This window comes from Chryseobacterium balustinum, assembly GCF_900168205.1.
GTDB lineage: Bacteria > Bacteroidota > Bacteroidia > Flavobacteriales > Weeksellaceae > Chryseobacterium > Chryseobacterium balustinum.
The window spans coordinates 41,351-59,898 of the sequence record NZ_FUZE01000025.1; the positions used below are offsets into that span (position 1 = coordinate 41,351).

The following is an 18,548-nucleotide window of genomic DNA, read 5'->3' on the forward strand; positions in this document are numbered from 1 at the left end:
TTTGTAAAAAAATAAAATTTAAGCATAGATAGTTTTGTAGTTTCACAAAAAACCTTTAGTTTTGCAATCCAAAATGAGATGTAAATTATGTTAATAATACCTGTAAAGGATGGTGAATCCATCGATAGAGCACTTAAAAAATACAAGAGAAAATTTGATAAAACTGGTACAGTTCGTCAATTAAGATCTAGACAAGCTTTTATTAAGCCTTCTGTAACTCTTAGACAATCTAGGCTGAAAGCAGCTTATAAGCAAAGAGGATTAAGCAAGGAAGAGCAAGCTTAAGAAATTTTCTTAAACACATACTGAATCACTTCTTAAATAGTTATATTTGAGAAGTGATTTTTTTGTTTTTTATACTTACCAAAATGCGAAATAAATTTTTAGATTATTTACAGTTTGAAAAAAGGTATTCGCCTCATACCATTATAAGTTATCGTCGAGATCTTGACGATTTTTATTCTTTTTATCTTAAAACCGAATCGTCAGAAGATTTACTTAAAGTCGATAAAAAGATAATAAGAAATTTTGTTGTTGAGCTTAGTGAAAACGGGATTTCCAAAAGAACGGTCAATCGAAAGCTTTCTACGCTTCGCAGTTTTTATCTATTCCTTCTAAAACTAGGCGAAATTGAAGTTTCTCCGGTTGAAAGTATATCTTCATTAAAATTTTATCCCGAAAAGCAAATTCCCATCTCTCAGGAAGAAATGGAGGTCTTGCAGGATGAAATTTTTTCTAATGTAGAAGATTTGCTTGAAAAATCTATTGTTGAAGTTTTATACCAAACCGGAATTAGGAAATCCGAACTTTGTGGCTTAATATTTGAACGAGTGAACTTAGAAGAAAATGAGCTGAAAATTTTAGGAAAAGGTAATAAAGAAAGATATATACCGATTTCTGAAAATTTGAGTTCTTTGCTTAAAGACTATTGTAAGATACGAAAACCACAAGAGGAATTTAAGTCTTATTTTTTTATCAATAAAAAGGGAAAAAAACTCACAGAAAAATTTGTCTATGTAGTAGTTAATAAGTACCTTAGTCTTATAACTTCTAAACAAAAAAGAAGTCCTCATATTTTAAGGCACAGCTTCGCGACGCATGTTTTAGATAATGGGGCAGAGATATCAAAAGTTAAAAAAATATTGGGTCATTCAAGTCTTGCAAGCACACAAGTGTACACTAATGCCAATATTGAACAGTTGAAAAAAGTGTTTAATCAGTCTCATCCAAGAGCAATTAAAAAAGAAGAATTATGAAGATTTCAGTACAAGCAATCGGCTTAACTCCACACGAACCACTAGAGTCACATGTAGACAAAAAAGTAAGTAAACTAGGTACTTTTTATGACAAAATTCAGGAATGTAAAGTTTTTTTGAAAGTTGAAAACAATGCAGACAAAATAAATAAAACCAGCGAATTGATTTTGGTCGTTCCAGGTGATGATATTGTAGTAAAAAAGACATCTTCGAGTTTTGAAGAAAGTTTAGATCTTTGTGTTGATGCGGCTAAGAAACTGTTAATCAAGAAAAAAGAACTAGCATAGTAAAAAAAGTAAAAAAACTTTGATAAAAAGTTTGAGATTTCAAAAAATCTGTTCTATATTTGCAATCGCAAAAAAGAACATCGATCTTTTGAAATCTTTTTAATTTTGCCTCCATAGCTCAGTTGGCTAGAGCAGCTGATTTGTAATCAGCAGGTCGTGGGTTCGAGTCCCTCTGGAGGCTCAATTTAATATAAAATATCTGGGGAGATTCCAGAGTGGCTAAATGGGACTGACTGTAACTCAGTTGCTTCGGCTTCGCAGGTTCGAATCCTGCTCTCCCCACATTTTATATTAAAAAATAATTAAAAAAAAGTCTTGCAGGTTCGGAATAATTTTTCTAGATTTGCAAACCGTTAACCAATAGTTTTGGAAACAAAATTGCGAAAGTAGCTCAGTTGGTAGAGCGTCAGCCTTCCAAGCTGAATGTCGCGAGTTCGACCCTCGTCTTTCGCTCAAATTTCACACCGCATTAGGCGTGATTTTTTTAACAGCTGTCATAGCGCAGAGTAGAATTTCTCTGAAAGCGTACAGTTTTAGTTTTAAATTGCCTCCGTAGCTCAGCTGGCTAGAGCAGCTGATTTGTAATCAGCAGGTCGTGGGTTCGAGTCCCTCTGGAGGCTCAATTTAATATAAAATATCTGGGGAGATTCCAGAGTGGCTAAATGGGACTGACTGTAACTCAGTTGCTTCGGCTTCGCAGGTTCGAATCCTGCTCTCCCCACATTTTATATTAAAAAAAGTCTTGCAAGTTTTAAAGGTTTTTCCTTAGATTTGCACAACGTTAACCAATAATTTTGGAAACAAAATTGCGAAAGTAGCTCAGTTGGTAGAGCGTCAGCCTTCCAAGCTGAATGTCGCGAGTTCGACCCTCGTCTTTCGCTCAACAAAAATCATACTCTATAGTGTGATTTTTTTGTTTAGGCCGACTTAGCTCAGCGGTAGAGTGCTTCCTTGGTAAGGAAGAGGTCACGGGTTCAAGTCCCGTAGTTGGCTCACTTTTCATCCCGATTTCTTCGGGATTTTTTTTGCCTAAATATTGACGACTTATTTACAATTAAAGATTATTTTTAATTGATGAAAAAATATATCTTAATTATCATTTTAATACTAATATGTTTAATAATTATTTTAAATATTGACTTCCCTGTCGGCTCTAATGACTGTTTTGGTAAATACGCAAATATGAATTATGATGCTGCTGTCTGTTGTGTTGAAGCACCGCACGAACCTGACACATTAATTTTACATAAAGACGGTAGCTTTACAAGTAAATTTTATGGAAATGGCACCTTTGTTACTGAAAACGGACTTACTCGAAGGATTATATTGAAATATTCGGATTTTGGAAAAGGTTCAATTTATAATACGTACTTTACCAATAAAATTAATGAAGAACTTAGAATAATATTAAATGCAGATAGTAACCACTATTATGAAAAAATAAAGTGATTACATGTAAAGTTTAATATTATTTTAATCAATCATAATATAAGGTTTAAAAGACTTTAGAAAGAAGTCTTTAGGAAATCTGAAAATTAAACTTAAAGGTTCTATCAAATTAATTCCAACAAATCATCTTGAAATTTTCATTAAATTCGTAATAAATATATTGTTGATGAACATTCTCTTATTAGAAGATGACCTTATTCTTTCGGCAGAATTGAGTAAATTTTTAGAATCAAATCATTTTACCTGTGATAGAATTTATGATGGTGAAACTTTTCTCCGCCAGATAAAGAATAGCAGCTACGATCTGTATCTTTTAGACATTAATGTCCCAAAAGTTAATGGGCTAGATGTTTGCCAAACCATTCGCTCTTTCGATAAAAATACACCGATTATTATTATTTCGGCTTATGGAGATATTTCCGATAAGAAAGATGCTTTTACGAGATTGGCAGATGATTATTTGGTGAAGCCTTTTCAGTTTGAAGAATTATTACTTCGAATGAATTCTCTTTTAAGAAGAAAAGTCCCTTCAGACAATATAGATTTAGATATTATAAGGATTGATGATTTAATTATCAATAAAACCGAACAAAAAGTTTTCCGTGCAGGAAACGAAATCGCTTTGACCTTAAAAGAATTTCAGCTTCTTGTTTATCTTGCAGAAGCGCAGGGTAGAACGGTTTCTAAACAACAGATTACCGAAAATGTCTGGGAACATAATTTTAACACCAATACCAATACGGTAGAAGTTTACATCAATTTTCTAAGAAAAAAGATCGATAAAGAATATAAAGTAAAGTTGATTCACACCAGATCAGGTTTTGGTTATTATCTAAATCCTTTATAAAGTAACCAACAACTAATAACGGATAACTAAAAACCATCTAAATGTCTTTAAAAAGAAAGATTGCGCTTACCTTAAGTGTTTCGTTTTCCCTGCTTTTTGGGGTTGTTTTGATCATTATTTATATTTCGTTTAATGATTTCCGCAGGGAAGAGTTTAAAGACCGATTTGTAAGGCGATTAGGGTTTACTACCAATTTTATTTCGAAATCTAAAAATTTTGAGAACGAAGCGCCTATCTTTTTTAATGAAAACTCAGATAATTTTCTTCTCAATGAAACCATTTTAATTTTTAATGGTCAAAAAGAGTTAATCTACAGCACCATAAAAGATCAAAAAGTAACCTGGAGTAAAGAACTTCTTACCGAGCTCGATAAGAAAAAAGACATTTACAACGAAGAAACGGTTCCGGAAGTATATGCAGCTTTAAAAAACATCAATGGAGAAAATTATTACATTCTCACCAGTGCGTACGATACCAACGGAAAATCGAAGCTTGAGTATTTGAAATATCTTTTAATTACCGCTTTTATTACCTGCACTTTACTGATTGGTTTTTTTAGTTATTATTTCATGGGGAAATTTCTTCGTCCTTTGGAAGATTTGAACAAAGAAATTTCTGAGGTCACCGCTCATAAACTGACAACACAAATCCCGGTGGAGCAGTCAAATGACGAGATCAGCATTTTGGCGCAGTCTTTTAATACGATGATCGTAAGATTGAATGACGTTTTTCAGTCACAAAAAGATTTTACGGCAAGTGCGTCCCACGAAATTAGGACACCGATTACAAGAATGGCTTTTCAGTTGGAAAATTTAATTAAACTCGAGCAGCATTCTCCTGAAACTCTTTCCGCTCTTAAACAGATGTTGAAAGATGTGTATCAATTGTCTGATCTTACGAATTCTTTATTACTTCTCACAAAATTCGATAAAGAAAATATTCAGAGTATTTATGAAGAAGTAAGAATTGATGAAGTGATTTTTGAATCGTTCGACCGGGTGCAGAAAAGCTATCCCAATCTTAAAATGGACTTTCTTATTTCTGAGGAAACGCAGGAAAATGCTTTTCTTATAATTAATGGAGTTCAATCGCTTTTAGATATTGTCTTTATAAATTTATTGAAAAATGCTGCAGTCTATTCTGATAATGCTGATGTGAAAATTTTAATTACCGAAAATGAAACTTATCTTTCAGTAGATGTATTTTCAGAAGGGAATACCATTTCAGAAGAAGAACAGCCAAAACTTTTTGAAGCTTTTATGCGCGGAAATAATTCTCAGAATATTTCCGGCTCCGGTCTTGGACTTCGAATCGCAAAAAGAATTTTAGAATATCATAATGCAAAAATTGAATATAATTCTCCTAATGAGAATATGAACAAGTTTAGCGTGATTTTTAATAAGTGAGACTTTTAAAATATTATATTCAAATTTTTTCGCTTTTTTAAATAGAATCTGTGCAATCTGCAGGATAAATAATAAACCATTAAGATTTATTAAGGAGTTGAGCATATTAAGCTGAGCTTCACTTTAAGTATTTATCATTTTAAAATCTATTGATTTTTCTTAATAAAACTTAACTTCTTAAATTCCCTTAATGGTTCCAAATTAATAGTTCAGAAAATATTTTCATTCCCTCCCAAAACCAAATTTAATTTTTTTTTAAGCCTCCTTTAAGTTCGTTTTAATCGAGCAGCCGCACTTTTGTCATCAAAATTGAGAGAATGAACAAAATTGCAGGACTGTTCGTGGTTATTTCTTCGGTGATATCGGCGCAGCAGCAAATGTCGCTTTTGGAGTGCGAAAATGCCTTTCAGCAAAACAATCTTCAGCTTCTTGCCGAGCAATACAGCATCAATATGGCAGATGCAGATATTTTGCAGGCGAAAATCTGGGAACTTCCGCAGATGAGTGGCTATATCAATGCTTACAATCCCCAAGACAAAAGAGTTTTGGATGCAGGAAGAGCAAAAGGTTTCGAAGTTACCCAACTGATTTATATGGGTGGGAAAAAGAAAAACGAAATCGCTTTTGCAAAATCTAATAAAGAATTGGCTCAATTACAGTTTTCACAGCTTTTGGTAGAGTTGAGAACTCAGCTTCACACCAATTATTACAATCTTTATTACGAAAAACTCAAGCTTGAAAATACCAACAAGCAATTGGGGTATATGAACGATCTTTTGAAAGCGTACAAAGTACAGTCTGCAAAAGGAAATGTTTCGCTGAAAGATGAAGTGAGGCTTCAAAGTATCGTTATTCAGTTGAATAATGATAAAGTAAATATCAATAAAAATCTTTTGGAGTTTGAGCAGAATCTTAAAGTGCTTACCGGAATTACAGAAAATATCGAGCCTGAGATTTCAGAAGAAGAAGCCAAACTGGTTTTGACGGCACAGCCTTTCGGCGATAATGATGAATTGAAAAGAAAAGCGCTAGAAAACAATGCAGATTATTTATTTATTCTAAAACTGATTGATAATTCTAAATTATATGCGCAGTGGCAAAAATCGTTGAATGTTCCCGATTTGAATGTCGGTGCAGAATACGATCAGGCTTCAGGTACTTTTAATAATGAAATTAATCTGAAGGTCGGAATTCCCATTCCATTATGGAAAAGCAATAAAGGAAATGTAGAAAAGGCCAATTACGCCATCAAGCAGAATCAGAAAAACGCAGAATTTCAAAAACTCAATTTAGAAACGAAAGTACAATCTGCATTTCAAATCTGGAAAACCCAATATGATCAGTTAGCGGAGATAAAAGCAACAGACTTAAGTAATCTTGATCTTGTTTATGACGGAATGCTTAAAAATTTCAGAAACGGAAATATCAGTCTGATCGAGTTTACAGATTTCATGGAAAGCTATCGCCAAACCGCATTACAGATCTATGATATGAAAAATGATTTGATGGAATCTGCCATTCAGCTTAATCAATTAGTACAAACCAAAATCTTCTATTAACAATACAATGAAAAAAATAATTATACCCTTGTTTTCAGCTTTGCTTTTATGGTCATGCTCAAAGCCTGAAGCTCCAAAAACTCCCGAACCAAAAGGTTTTGAACTGAGCAATACAATGCTGGAATCAATTTCTACAGCGAAAGTTGAGAACAGAAATATAGAAGATTCTTACAGTTTTTACGGTAAAATTTCTGCTGATAGAAATTCTTATATCGATGTCTTTCCGTTGGTCGGAGGAAATGTAATGAGTGTGAATGTGGAACTGGGAGATTATGTAAGAAAAGGGCAGGTTTTGGCAACCATAAGAAGTACCGAATTGGCAGAAGTACAAAAAGATGTAAGTGATGCAAGAACCGATTTGCAAGTTGCTAAAAACAATCTTCGTGTTGCAAGGGAAATGTACGAAGGAAAGCTGAATACAGAAAGAGATGTACTTGAAGCAAAAAGCCAGCTTCAGAAAGCAGAAGACCAAATGCAGAGAGCATCTGCAGTAAGCACGGTCTACAATGTGAAGAACGGAAATATTTACAGTGTTTTGGCACCAATCAGCGGTTATATTGTTCATAAAGACATCAATAAAGATATGCAGCTGAGAAGTGACAGAAGTGAAAATATTTTTGATGTTGCCAATACCACAAATGTTTGGGCAATTATGAATATCAATGAAGCGGATATCGACAAAATAAGCCTTGGAATGCCAGCTCAGGTTTCTACATTGTCTTATCCGAATAAAGTTTTTGACGGGAAAATTGATAAAATATTCAAAATTATCGATCCTGAAACCAATGCAATGCAGGCAAGAGTTGTTTTGGATAATGCGAACGGATTGTTGATTCCGGATAGTAAAGCAACGATTAAAGTTTCAAAATCTGAAAATAAAATGGCCCTTTCTATTCCTTCAAAAGCCGTGATTTTTGATGATGACAGAAGTTATGTTGTGGTTTTCAAATCGAGAACTAATGTAAAGATTAAAGAAATTCAGGTTTTAAAACAGCTTGGTGAGGTCACTTATATTTCAGAAGGCCTTTCGGAAGGTGAGAACGTAATTACCAATAATCAGCTGTTAATCTATCGCTCTCTAAAAAATTAATTTACCAAACCATTAAGATATTTTGAATACATAAGCGATTAAAATTAACCTTTATTTAACCAAAGCTAAGTCATCTTTTTGATGCGCTTTAATTCAGCTTTACCATTCTATTTTCTTAATGGTTTTTAAATCATTTAGATACAATTAAACATTAGAGATTAGCCTGAAAACTAAAAACCTAATATCTAACATCTATTCACATGAATAAATTCATAAAAAATATAATATCGTTTTCACTTAAAAATAAGGCTTTTACCTTTATTTGGGTTGCGATTTTGGCAGTTGCAGGATTTATAAGTTTCAAAAATATGCCGATTGAAGCTTTTCCTGATGTTACCAATACGCAAATCGTAATCATTACCCAATGGGATGGCAGAAGTGCCGAAGAAGTAGAACGTTTTGTCACCACACCGATTGAACTGGCGATGAGTCCGGTTCAGAAAAAAACAAGTGTGCGAAGTACCACAATGTTTGGGCTTTCCATTGTTAAAATTCTCTTTGATGACGGGGTTGATGATATGTTTGCCAGAAATATGGTCAACAATCAGCTTCGAAATGTAAGCCTTCCCGAAGGAATTGATCCCGAAGTGCAACCTCCTTATGGACCAACCGGAGAAATTTTCAGATATACTTTAGAAAGCAAGAAAAAAGATTCCCGCGAACTTCTCACTTTACAGAACTGGGTCATCGACAGAGCGCTTCGTGGTGTTCCGGGAGTTGCAGACATCAATGTTTTCGGAGGTCAGGATAAAGTTTTTGAGTTGAGTATCGATCCGAGAGCTTTAGATAAATATAATTTAACACCGCTGCAGGTTTATGAAGCAGTGACAAAAAGTAATCTGAATGTAGGTGGTGATGTTATCGAAAAAAACGGCCAAGCCTATGTTGTACGAGGAATTGGTTTGGTACAGTCGATAGACGATATTGGCAATATTACCATTCATAATGACAGCGGAAACCCTATTTTGGTAAAATATGTTGCTGAGGTTCATGAAAGTTCGCGACCGAGAGTGGGGCAGGCTGGATTAAACAATCAGGACGATACCGTAGAAGGAATTGTCGTGATGAGGAAAGGAGAGAATCCGCGTGAAGTTTTGGTAGGCGTGAAAGCTAAAATTAAAGAGCTTAACGAAAAGATTCTTCCTAAAGATGTAAAAATGGTCACATTCTACGACCGTGATAATCTGATGGATTTTACCACAGAAACCGTGATGCACAATTTGATGGAAGGAATCATCCTTGTTACGGTAATTGTGTTGATTTTTATGGCAGATTGGCGAACGACTTTAATTGTTTCCATCATCATTCCTCTGTCTTTGCTTTTTGCATTTTTATGTTTAAAAATAGCAGGAATGAGCGCCAATTTACTGTCATTGGGAGCGGTAGATTTCGGAATTATCATTGACGGAGCCGTCGTCATGGTTGAAGGAATTTTCGTAATGCTCGACCATAAAGCCAAAAAATACGGTACTGAAAGATTTAATAAGCTCGCAAAAGCAGGCTGGATCAAACAAACCGGAACAGGTTTAGGAAAAGCTATTTTCTTTTCAAAATTAATTATCATCACCTCGTTAATTCCGATTTTCTCATTCCAGAAAGTGGAAGGTAAAATGTTTTCACCTTTAGCATTTACCCTTGGTTTTGCATTGTTGGGAGCTTTGATTTTTACTTTGACCTTGGTTCCTGTTTTAACGCATTTGCTTTTAAATAAAAATGTAAGAGAGAAGAACAACCCATTTGTGAATTTTTGGGACAGGATTGTGTTGAATGGTTTCAAATTTACATTTAAGAATAAAAAATTAAGCTTAATTATTTCAATCTCATTTGTAGCAGTGACTTTATTTTCAGGGAAATTTTTGGGAACAGAATTCTTACCTCAATTAAATGAAGGTTCACTTTGGATTACTGCAGAAATGCCAATGAGCTCATCTTTAAAAGAATCTTTGAAGACTGCCGATATTTTAAAGAAAGATATTATGAGCGTTCCTGAGGTGACCGATGTTTTGGCGCAAACCGGACGAAGCAACGACGGAACTGACCCGAACGGATTCGGATTTGTACAGTTTGCCGTAAATCTTAAACCTAAAGATGAGTGGAAAAGAAAGATTAGCTATGAACAACTCACCGAAGAAATTGATAAAAAACTCAGCAATTATCAGGGAATAACATTTAATTATTCTCAGCCGATTTCTGATAACGTTGCTGAAGCGGTTGCCGGTTTTAAAGCTGAAAACGGAATTAAAATTTATGGTGACAATCTTCAGACTTTGGATGAACTGGCTGATAAAGTTTTAAAATCAATAAAAGATGTTGACGGAGTACGTGATGCCGGAATTATTAAAAATATCGGTCAACCGGAAGTAAATGTGGTTTGGGACAGAAATAAAATGGCAGCATATGGTGTAATGCCGGAAGATGCGCAAACTGTTCTGGAAATGGCTTTTGGTGGGAAAACAGCTTCAGAAATGTATGATGGCGAAAGAAAATTCCCGATTCGTTTGAGATATTCTCACGAATATAGAAAAGATGAAAATGATATTGCTTCACTAATGATTCCTACGCAGGAAGGAACGATGATTCCATTGAAGGAAGTTGGAAATATTGAAAAAAATAATGGAGCAGCATTTATTTATCGTGATGATATCAAACGGTATATTGGAATTAAATTCTCGATTCGTGACCGGGATTTGGGAGGAACCATTGCTGATGCACAGAAAGAAGTGGCAAAAATTAATCTTCCGGAAGGCTATAAAGTAGGCTGGACCGGTCAGTTTGAAAACCAACAAAGAGCAACAGCACGCTTAACAGAAGTAGTACCCATCAGTATTTTAGGGATATTTTTCCTGCTATTTATCCTTTTTGGAAACATGAAAGATTCACTTTTGGTTTTGGCGAATGTACCGTTTGCTTTAATTGGCGGAATCATCGCATTGCATGTGACCAAAATGAATTTCGGAATTTCTGCCGGAGTTGGGATGATTGCTTTACTGGGAATCTGTATTCAGAACGGAGTGATTTTAATTACAGAGTTCCATCAAAATATCAAAGATGGCCTCAAACTGGATGAAGCTGTTTTTAATGGAGTAAAATCCAGAACAAGACCCGTCATTATGACTGCTTTAATGGCATCGATCGGATTATTACCTGCAGCATTATCTACCGGAATAGGTTCTGAATCTCAAAAACCTTTGGCAATTGTCATTATCGGAGGTTTGATTACGGCAACTCTTTTAACCCTGTTAATTTTCCCAATTATCTTCTGGATCTTTAACCGAACAAAGAAAACAATAGAAATTATTTAAAATTATCTTTCATTTACATTATATAGTTAGAAGCGCTGAAAAATTAATTTTTCAGCGCTTCTTTAATAAATATTAAAACTATGTTGAATTTCTATTTTAGAAACCAAGTCCTACTGTAAAACCTCTTACAGAATTGGGATAATTAGCTAACGATGTGGCAGAGCCATTAGTTGTATTCACGGTATAAATTTTTGTAGTTCCGGCTGTAGTAGCTACCAAATAAGCTTTTTGGCTTGTACTTCCAATATCGAAACCATTTGCACCGTCGATATTGATGCCTAAAGATCCCTGCTCAATCAAAGTTCCATTGTTGGGTGGGTTTTGTAGATATAATTTGTCAGTAGAATGATCAATTACAAATAACGAAGTAGTCGTTGCGCCCGCAAAGTTGTTGGTGTAAGCCGCTGCACCCAAAGTAGGCGTTCCCGGATTAATTACGCCGTCTGTTGCAGTGATTCCTCCGGTTACAGGATCTAGCCTTAAATTCTGTCCGGTATTGCTTACTACTCTTATTTTATCAACGATTGGGTTAAAATCAAAACCAAACTCAGTTCCTGCCAATAAAGTAGGAAGCTGTGTTCCGACTGCGGTTGCTGCACCATTTCCTAGATTGATGGTGTAAATTCTGCTTGAGCTTCCTAATGCGTACAATTGTCCGTTTAAAGGTCTGAAATCAATACCCAAAATATTTTCTCCAGATTGAAGTCCGGTAATTGCTTTTGTTACAGGTTGAGGATTATTAGGATTAAAGATTTGTAATGAATTAGCATTGTCAACTGCATAAGCAACAGGATTTGTAGGAATTGCCAAATCGATTACTTTTTGTGAAAGATTTCCAAGACTTGTCGCTTTTCCGTTGGTTAAATTTACAGTATATAGACTGTTTTGTGTACCGGTTGTAGCCGCCATTACTGCCAAAGTATTATCAGGATTGATATCGAATGCAGCTTGTCCTGTAAAAGTGATACCCAGACTTCCTACTTCTACTAAAGTTCCGTTATTTGGAGGATCTTGTTTAAAAAGTTTTCCTGCAGTAGCATCAAGGTCATATAAAATCGTAGAAGCTGCTCCCGAAACACTGTTGGTGTAAGCAATTCCCATAATGGAAGAAGTGGTTACAATATTCGTGTCAGTAGCTGCAATAGCACCCGTTTCAGGATGTAAACGTAGATTTTGTCCGGTGTTGGTTACTAATCTTATTCTGTCTACAGTAGGATTAAAATCAATTGAAGCAACGATTCCTGAGATTACAGGTGAAAAAGACGTTGTACTTACCATTCTGGTAGAAGCGGTAGAAGTATTAATAATATAAAACTTGCTTGCATTAGATACAGCATAGAGCTCGCCGGTTGCCGGTCTGAAATCAATACTTAGCAGTTTTTCTCCTGATGGAATTCCCATAATGGGTTTTGTAGAAGTAAATGTTGAAGAGTTATTGGTATTAAAAGTTACCAATTGATTATTTTCTGTTAAAGCATATACCATCAGATCGGGAGCCGTGGTTGGCTCTTCGGGCATTATGTTAACATCTTCATTATCACATGATAATAACGAGACAATGGCAAATGTAGCCATGCAAAAGTTAAATAGTTTTTTCATAATAATTTATTTTAAAGGATCTCTGATGTGATATACGAAAGAAAATTATCTGCGGATTTTTACAAACACTTTTTTTTAATCCATTTTTTTGTTTAAATTTGCAACTCTGTTTACAGAAATAGATGAGGTTTGCGAGTTTGTGGGTTTGATTGTGAAATTTTTTTGGATAAAAAGATTTTGGTATATAAAAATTCATTATATTTGCACACCGAAAATTTGAATAACAATAAAATAAATAATTTAAATCATGGCAAAGGAAACGTTTAATCGTAACAAACCACACTTGAACATTGGTACTATTGGTCACGTTGACCATGGTAAAACTACACTTACTGCAGCTATTTCTGCTGTACTAGCTAGCAAAGGTCTTGCTGAGAAGAAAGATTTCTCTGCTATTGACTCTGCTCCTGAAGAGAAAGAAAGAGGTATTACTATTAATACTGCTCACATTGAATACGAAACTGAAAAAAGACACTATGCTCACGTTGACTGTCCAGGTCACGCGGATTACGTAAAGAACATGGTAACGGGTGCTGCTCAGATGGATGGTGCTATCGTTGTATGTGCTGCTACAGACGGACCAATGCCTCAAACTAGAGAGCATATCCTTCTATGTCGTCAGGTAAACGTACCTAGAATCGTTGTTTTCATGAACAAAGTTGACATGGTAGACGATGCTGAATTGTTAGAGTTAGTTGAAATGGAATTAAGAGACTTATTGTCTACTTACGAATTCGACGGAGATAACTCTCCAGTAATTCAAGGTTCTGCTTTAGGTGCTCTTACTGCTGCTACTGCAGAAGGAGGTGCTAAGACTGATGACCAATGGTTCAAATCTGTTGAGCAATTAATGGATGCTGTTGACGAGTGGATCGAGCAGCCGCCAAGAGATACTGATAAGCCATTCTTGATGCCAATCGAAGACGTATTCTCTATTACAGGTAGAGGTACTGTTGCAACTGGTAGAATCGAAGCTGGTATTATCAATACAGGAGATCCTGTAGATATCATCGGTATGGGTGAAGAAAAATTAACTTCTACTATTACAGGAGTTGAAATGTTCAGAAAAATCCTTGATAGAGGTGAAGCTGGAGATAACGTAGGTCTATTGTTGAGAGGTATTGAAAAAACTGACATCAAGAGAGGTATGGTTATCGCTAAGAAAGATTCTGTGAAGCCTCACAAGAAATTCAAAGCTTCAGTTTATATCCTTTCTAAAGAAGAAGGTGGACGTCACACTCCATTCCACAACAAATACCGTCCTCAGTTCTATGTAAGAACTACTGACGTTACAGGTGAAATCTTCTTACCAGAAGGTGTAGAAATGGTAATGCCTGGTGATAACTTAGAGATCACTGTAGAATTGTTACAACCAATCGCTCTTAACGTAGGTCTTAGATTTGCGATCAGAGAAGGAGGTAGAACAGTTGGTTCAGGTCAGGTTACTGAAATCTTAGACTAATCATCTTAAAATAATTAAAGTTCCGTAAGGAAACTTACGGAACTTTTAATCTACGGGCATCGTCCAATGGTAGGATACCGGTCTCCAACACCGTTGATCAGGGTTCGAATCCTTGTGCCCGTGCAAATATAAATTATGAGTTCATTTATCGATTTTTTAAAAGGTTCTTATAACGAATTCAGGCATAAAGTTGAATGGCCAAAATGGTCAGACTTGCAGTCTTCTACAATTGTAGTTACTGTTGCTACTGTCATTTTAGCATTATTTACTTTTGGTGTTGATGAATTGTTTTCAAAATCAATCAGCAATATCTTAGGAATACTAATTAACAGCTTCAACTAATAAAAACTATTTTCCATAATGAGCGAATTGAAATGGTATGTGCTGAAAGCAATCAGCGGACAGGAAAATAAAGTGAAAAACTATATTGAGACAGAGATCAAACGTTTAGGGTTTGAGCAATATGTTACTCAGGTGGTTATTCCTATGGAAAAGGTGATTCAGCTTAGAAACGGAAAAAAAGTTCCTAAAGAAAGACCTTACTATCCAGGTTACCTGATGGTAGAAGCAGAGTTGATGGGAGAGATTCCTCACGTTATAAAAAATATTCCAGGTGTAATTTCTTTCTTAAGTTTAACCAAAGGAGGAGATCCTGTACCGATGAGAAAATCAGAGGTTAACAGAATGCTGGGTAGAATGGATGAGCTTTCAGAATTTGCTACAGATGCAGAAGTTCCATTCATTGTTGGAGAGAATGTAAAAGTAGTCGATGGTCCTTTCAACGGATTCAACGGTACTGTAGAAAAAATTCTTGAAGATAAGAAGAAAGTAGAAGTATCAGTTTTAATTTTCGGAAGAAAAACTCCAATGGAGTTGAGCTACATGCAAGTAGAAAAAGTATAACTTATACCTTTATAAAATATCAATACCGTTCAAAATTTGAACGGTATTTTTTGTTTTGATATCAAAATTCTGAATTGATGCGTATTCGTGTTATTGGGATTAAAGATAACAAAGATTATAATGAATTTTTATTTTAAATAAATAATGATTTCTTTTAGAATAGGACTTTGAAGTTCAAATAAATTTCTTTTCATATTGTTTATAAAATTTCTAACGTTGATAGTATTATAATTATAAACAAGAAAGTTATAATTTTTTTATTATTAATTTCTGAATTTTAACAAGTTAAGTATTTGCTAATTCAAAAATATTTCATAATTTTGCAGTCCTAAAAGTAGGTTTACTTTATGTGAGTGCGGTAACCTGCTGAATAATAAATGCTTCCAAACTCATTAATTATTCAATTTAAAAAACAAAAAATGGCTAAAAAAGTCTTTAAAATGGTTAAGCTCCAAGTAAAAGGAGGAGCAGCAAACCCATCTCCACCAGTAGGTCCAGCATTGGGTTCTGCAGGGGTGAACATCATGGAGTTTTGTAAGCAGTTTAACGGAAGAACCCAAGATAAGCCAGGACAAGTTTTACCTGTAGTAATTACAGTGTACGAAGACAAATCTTTTGAATTCGTAATCAAAACTCCTCCTGCAGCGATCCAGTTAATGGATGCGGCTAAAATTAAGGGTGGTTCTGGAGAACCAAACAGAAACAAAGTAGGTGCTGTATCTTGGGCTCAAGTTCAGAAAATCGCTGAAGACAAAATGACTGACCTTAACTGTTTTACTATGGATTCTGCGGTTTCTATGGTAGCGGGTACTGCTAGATCTATGGGATTAAGAGTAACAGGAACTAAACCAACTTTTAACGCTTAAAACTAATAGAAATGGCAAAATTAACTAAAAAGCAAAAAGAAGCTTTAAGCAAAGTAGAAAAAGGAAGAATCTATAACCTTGAAGAAGGTTCTGCTCTTGTAAAAGAGGTGAACACTGCAAAGTTTGATGCTTCTGTAGATATCGCTGTAAGATTGGGTGTAGATCCAAGAAAAGCAAACCAAATGGTAAGAGGTGTAGTATCTCTTCCTCACGGTACTGGTAAAGATGTTAAAGTTTTGGCTTTAGTAACTCCAGATAAAGAAGCTGAAGCTAAAGCAGCTGGTGCTGATTATGTAGGTCTTGACGAATATTTACAAAAAATAAAAGAAGGTTGGACGGATGTTGACGTTATCGTTACTATGCCAGCTGTTATGGGTAAATTAGGACCTTTAGGTAGAGTATTAGGACCAAGAGGTTTGATGCCTAACCCTAAATCAGGTACTGTTACTATGGAAATTGGTAAAGCAGTAACTGAAGTGAAAGCTGGTAAAATTGACTTTAAAGTAGACAAATACGGTATTATCCACGCTGGTATTGGTAAAGTATCTTTCGATGCTGCTAAAATCAAGGAAAATGCTCAAGAATTGATCTCTACTTTGATCAAAATGAAGCCAACTGCTGCAAAAGGAGTTTATGTAAAAAGCATTTATTTGTCTTCTACAATGAGCCCTGGTATTGCAATCGATACTAAATCTGTTAACTAATTATAATCCTTAAGACAATGACAAAAGACCAAAAAGTTGTAGCGATACAAGAGATCAAAGACTTGCTTCAGGATGCAAAAGTAGTTTATGTAGCAGATCTAGATGGTTTGAATGCTGCTAAAGCTTCTGACTTCAGAAGACAAGCTTTCAAACAAAATATCAAAGTAAAAGTGGTAAAAAATACACTTTTGCAAAAAGCAATGGAGCAAATTGAAGGAGTAGATTACTCTGAAATGTTCCAAACTTTCAAAGGTAACTCTGCATTAATGATTGCTGAAACGGCTAACGCTCCAGCAAAATTAATCAAAGACTTTAGAAAAAAAGAAGAGAAGCCGGCTTTAAAATCAGCTTTCGTACAAGAAACTTTCTATGTTGGTGACAACAACCTTGATGCTTTAGTAAGCATTAAGTCTAGAGAAGAAATGATCGGTGAAATCATCGGATTACTTCAGTCTCCAATCCAAAGAGTTGTTTCTGCTCTTCAAAACAGACCTGAAACTGCAGAAGCTACAACTGAAGAAGTTGCTGCACCTGCTGTGGAAGAAACTCCAGCTACTGAAACTCCAGAAGCTGCTGCAGAAGGAGAAGCTCCAGCTGCAGAATAATTAGACTCTCAAAAAAATCAATCAATAATCAACAAAAACATTACAACAATGTCAGATTTAAAAAATTTAGCTGAAACGCTAGTAAACTTAACAGTAAAAGACGTAAACGAATTAGCAACTATCCTTAAAGACGAGTACGGAATCGAGCCTGCTGCTGCTGCAGTTGTTATGGCTGGTCCTGGTGCTGAAGCTGCTGAAGAAAAGACTGAATTCGACGTAATTCTTAAGTCTGCAGGTGCTTCTAAATTGGCTATCGTTAAATTGGTAAAAGATTTAACTGGTGCAGGTCTTAAAGAAGCTAAAGACATCGTAGACGGAGCTCCTTCTGCTATTAAAGAAGGTATCTCTAAAGACGAAGCTGAAGCTCTTAAGAAGCAATTAGAAGAAGCTGGTGCTGAAGTAGAATTGAAGTAATCATTTACTTTCAAAAATATAAGAGCAACTACATTTTTTGTAGTTGCTTTTTTTTATATACTCTATTTGAAAATTGAGTCACTTCAAAGATGCTTCAATATTCTGCTTGCTGTTTTCAATGTAGAGAATGTTTTTTTGGAGCTAAGCAGTAGTTGACATGATTAATTAATTTTTTTAATAGAGTAGCCATTTCACTTTGAAGTGGCTATTTTTTATAAAGTATTATTTTAAAGTAAAATAACAATTTAATTACTACTGAAATTTTAGAGTGCTTTTCTGTAGAATTATTTGCTGGTAATGAGAGTGAATGGAAAAAAAATAAATGTATCAATTTTTAATGTGTATTGATAATAATCATTGCTTCTTATGGAAATATAAAGAAATTAAAGTTTTGTATTATTTATTGTTGTTAATCAATTAAGAAAAATGAGTTATAGGTTATAAATCAATTGTTTTAGGTCTGGTTTTGTGGTTGAAAGTTACTCTTTTTGTAGAGGTTTTTTATTGAAAAATTAATTAAACAAACGCTTAATTAATAAATAAAGCAATACCTTTGTAAGACACAAATTGAACATGAATAGGAAAAAATTATTTTTTAAAATGATGTTAAAGTTTTTTTGTTTCTACAAGATTTCTAAATGTTCCCTATTTGTAAAACTATCCATCCTTTTTCTTTTTCAAATCACTTTTTTTTCAGCACAGGATGTAAATTCCAGTGATATTGACCACCCAATTTCAATTCAAAGTGACCAGGTAATTTCGGTTTAAATTGACCACCCTTAATTTTGATAAAAACTCT

General features: G+C 34.7%; 17 protein-coding genes and 8 tRNA genes. 24 read left to right on the forward strand and 1 reads right to left on the reverse strand.

Annotated features, from left to right (window positions below; translation table 11 throughout):
- Positions 1–87: 87 nt before the first annotated feature.
- The 16 genes from rpsU (at position 88) to B5X64_RS19475 (ending at position 11,196) form a co-directional block, all read left to right on the forward strand.
- Positions 88–285: a 30S ribosomal protein S21 gene (gene rpsU / locus B5X64_RS19400; protein WP_034723363.1), complete on the forward strand. Its 198-nt coding sequence runs from the start codon at positions 88–90 to the stop codon at positions 283–285.
- 83 nt (positions 286–368) lie between these two features.
- Positions 369–1,256: a tyrosine-type recombinase/integrase gene (locus tag B5X64_RS19405; protein ID WP_079466809.1), complete on the forward strand. Its 888-nt coding sequence runs from the start codon at positions 369–371 to the stop codon at positions 1,254–1,256.
- Positions 1,253–1,543 (forward strand): HPF/RaiA family ribosome-associated protein, encoded by a 291-nt coding sequence (locus B5X64_RS19410; RefSeq protein ID WP_079466810.1) that lies wholly within the window; start codon positions 1,253–1,255, stop codon positions 1,541–1,543. Before B5X64_RS19405 ends, B5X64_RS19410 begins: the two co-directional genes overlap by 4 nt.
- Positions 1,544–1,650: 107 nt before the next feature.
- Positions 1,651–1,724 (forward strand) — tRNA-Thr (locus B5X64_RS19415).
- A gap of 20 nt (positions 1,725–1,744) precedes the next feature.
- Positions 1,745–1,825, forward strand: a tRNA-Tyr gene (locus tag B5X64_RS19420).
- A 98-nt stretch (positions 1,826–1,923) separates the two neighbouring features.
- Positions 1,924–1,996 (forward strand) — tRNA-Gly (locus tag B5X64_RS19425).
- 93 nt (positions 1,997–2,089) lie between these two features.
- Positions 2,090–2,163: transfer RNA gene (locus B5X64_RS19430), tRNA-Thr, on the forward strand.
- A 20-nt stretch (positions 2,164–2,183) separates the two neighbouring features.
- Positions 2,184–2,264: transfer RNA gene (locus tag B5X64_RS19435), tRNA-Tyr, on the forward strand.
- Positions 2,265–2,351: 87 nt separating this feature from the next.
- Positions 2,352–2,424 (forward strand) — tRNA-Gly (locus B5X64_RS19440).
- Between the two features lie 40 nt (positions 2,425–2,464).
- Positions 2,465–2,536, forward strand: a tRNA-Thr gene (locus B5X64_RS19445).
- An 81-nt stretch (positions 2,537–2,617) separates the two neighbouring features.
- Positions 2,618–2,992, forward strand: coding sequence for a hypothetical protein (locus B5X64_RS19450; RefSeq protein WP_079466811.1), 375 nt, complete (start codon positions 2,618–2,620; stop codon positions 2,990–2,992).
- 166 nt (positions 2,993–3,158) lie between these two features.
- Positions 3,159–3,839, forward strand: a complete 681-nt coding sequence (locus B5X64_RS19455; RefSeq protein ID WP_079466812.1) for a response regulator transcription factor — start codon at positions 3,159–3,161, stop codon at positions 3,837–3,839.
- A gap of 41 nt (positions 3,840–3,880) precedes the next feature.
- Entirely contained in the window at positions 3,881–5,245 is a 1,365-nt protein-coding gene (locus tag B5X64_RS19460; protein WP_079466813.1) for a HAMP domain-containing sensor histidine kinase, read from the forward strand.
- Positions 5,246–5,562: 317 nt separating this feature from the next.
- The gene (locus tag B5X64_RS19465) at positions 5,563–6,804 is read left to right on the forward strand and encodes a TolC family protein (RefSeq protein ID WP_079466814.1); all 1,242 of its coding nucleotides are present in this window, start codon (positions 5,563–5,565) and stop codon (positions 6,802–6,804) included.
- 7 nt (positions 6,805–6,811) lie between these two features.
- Entirely contained in the window at positions 6,812–7,894 is a 1,083-nt protein-coding gene (locus tag B5X64_RS19470) for an efflux RND transporter periplasmic adaptor subunit (RefSeq protein WP_079466815.1), read from the forward strand.
- 200 nt (positions 7,895–8,094) lie between these two features.
- On the forward strand, positions 8,095–11,196 hold the full coding sequence (locus tag B5X64_RS19475; protein WP_079466816.1) for an efflux RND transporter permease subunit: 3,102 nt from the start codon (positions 8,095–8,097) through the stop codon (positions 11,194–11,196).
- Between the two features lie 96 nt (positions 11,197–11,292).
- On the opposite strand, the gene B5X64_RS19480 is transcribed toward B5X64_RS19475, so the two are convergent.
- On the reverse strand, positions 11,293–12,795 hold the full coding sequence (locus tag B5X64_RS19480) for a DUF4394 domain-containing protein (RefSeq protein WP_079466817.1): 1,503 nt from the start codon (positions 12,793–12,795) through the stop codon (positions 11,293–11,295).
- A 247-nt stretch (positions 12,796–13,042) separates the two neighbouring features.
- Here B5X64_RS19480 and tuf point away from each other — a divergent pair, with 247 nt between their 5' ends.
- The 8 genes from tuf (at position 13,043) to rplL (ending at position 17,749) form a co-directional block, all read left to right on the forward strand.
- Entirely contained in the window at positions 13,043–14,257 is a 1,215-nt protein-coding gene (gene tuf / locus B5X64_RS19490) for an elongation factor Tu (RefSeq protein WP_076452082.1), read from the forward strand.
- 52 nt (positions 14,258–14,309) lie between these two features.
- A tRNA-Trp gene (locus B5X64_RS19495) sits at positions 14,310–14,380 on the forward strand.
- Between the two features lie 12 nt (positions 14,381–14,392).
- Complete coding sequence (gene secE / locus B5X64_RS19500) at positions 14,393–14,599, forward strand: preprotein translocase subunit SecE (protein WP_079466818.1); 207 nt, start codon at positions 14,393–14,395, stop codon at positions 14,597–14,599.
- A gap of 18 nt (positions 14,600–14,617) precedes the next feature.
- Positions 14,618–15,160 (forward strand): transcription termination/antitermination protein NusG, encoded by a 543-nt coding sequence (gene nusG / locus B5X64_RS19505; RefSeq protein ID WP_079466819.1) that lies wholly within the window; start codon positions 14,618–14,620, stop codon positions 15,158–15,160.
- A 419-nt stretch (positions 15,161–15,579) separates the two neighbouring features.
- Complete coding sequence (rplK, locus tag B5X64_RS19510) at positions 15,580–16,026, forward strand: 50S ribosomal protein L11 (protein WP_034679146.1); 447 nt, start codon at positions 15,580–15,582, stop codon at positions 16,024–16,026.
- 11 nt (positions 16,027–16,037) lie between these two features.
- Positions 16,038–16,730, forward strand: coding sequence for a 50S ribosomal protein L1 (gene rplA, locus B5X64_RS19515; RefSeq protein WP_066678609.1), 693 nt, complete (start codon positions 16,038–16,040; stop codon positions 16,728–16,730).
- A 17-nt stretch (positions 16,731–16,747) separates the two neighbouring features.
- On the forward strand, positions 16,748–17,335 hold the full coding sequence (gene rplJ / locus B5X64_RS19520; protein ID WP_066678611.1) for a 50S ribosomal protein L10: 588 nt from the start codon (positions 16,748–16,750) through the stop codon (positions 17,333–17,335).
- A gap of 48 nt (positions 17,336–17,383) precedes the next feature.
- The gene (gene rplL, locus B5X64_RS19525) at positions 17,384–17,749 is read left to right on the forward strand and encodes a 50S ribosomal protein L7/L12 (protein ID WP_066678612.1); all 366 of its coding nucleotides are present in this window, start codon (positions 17,384–17,386) and stop codon (positions 17,747–17,749) included.
- The last annotated feature ends 799 nt before the right edge of the window (positions 17,750–18,548 follow it).

Bases quoted from the DNA above. Each gene is read 5' to 3' on its own strand.
- rpsU (WP_034723363.1), top strand. From the start codon at position 88: ATGTTAATAATACCTGTAAAGGATGGTGAATCCATCGATAGAGCACTT.
- B5X64_RS19405 (WP_079466809.1), top strand. From the start codon at position 369: ATGCGAAATAAATTTTTAGATTATTTACAGTTTGAAAAAAGGTATTCG.
- B5X64_RS19410 (WP_079466810.1), top strand. From the start codon at position 1,253: ATGAAGATTTCAGTACAAGCAATCGGCTTAACTCCACACGAACCACTA.
- B5X64_RS19450 (WP_079466811.1), top strand. From the start codon at position 2,618: ATGAAAAAATATATCTTAATTATCATTTTAATACTAATATGTTTAATA.
- B5X64_RS19455 (WP_079466812.1), top strand. From the start codon at position 3,159: ATGAACATTCTCTTATTAGAAGATGACCTTATTCTTTCGGCAGAATTG.
- B5X64_RS19460 (WP_079466813.1), top strand. From the start codon at position 3,881: ATGTCTTTAAAAAGAAAGATTGCGCTTACCTTAAGTGTTTCGTTTTCC.
- B5X64_RS19465 (WP_079466814.1), top strand. From the start codon at position 5,563: ATGAACAAAATTGCAGGACTGTTCGTGGTTATTTCTTCGGTGATATCG.
- B5X64_RS19470 (WP_079466815.1), top strand. From the start codon at position 6,812: ATGAAAAAAATAATTATACCCTTGTTTTCAGCTTTGCTTTTATGGTCA.
- B5X64_RS19475 (WP_079466816.1), top strand. From the start codon at position 8,095: ATGAATAAATTCATAAAAAATATAATATCGTTTTCACTTAAAAATAAG.
- B5X64_RS19480 (WP_079466817.1), bottom strand. From the start codon at position 12,795: ATGAAAAAACTATTTAACTTTTGCATGGCTACATTTGCCATTGTCTCG.
- tuf (WP_076452082.1), top strand. From the start codon at position 13,043: ATGGCAAAGGAAACGTTTAATCGTAACAAACCACACTTGAACATTGGT.
- secE (WP_079466818.1), top strand. From the start codon at position 14,393: ATGAGTTCATTTATCGATTTTTTAAAAGGTTCTTATAACGAATTCAGG.
- nusG (WP_079466819.1), top strand. From the start codon at position 14,618: ATGAGCGAATTGAAATGGTATGTGCTGAAAGCAATCAGCGGACAGGAA.
- rplK (WP_034679146.1), top strand. From the start codon at position 15,580: ATGGCTAAAAAAGTCTTTAAAATGGTTAAGCTCCAAGTAAAAGGAGGA.
- rplA (WP_066678609.1), top strand. From the start codon at position 16,038: ATGGCAAAATTAACTAAAAAGCAAAAAGAAGCTTTAAGCAAAGTAGAA.
- rplJ (WP_066678611.1), top strand. From the start codon at position 16,748: ATGACAAAAGACCAAAAAGTTGTAGCGATACAAGAGATCAAAGACTTG.
- rplL (WP_066678612.1), top strand. From the start codon at position 17,384: ATGTCAGATTTAAAAAATTTAGCTGAAACGCTAGTAAACTTAACAGTA.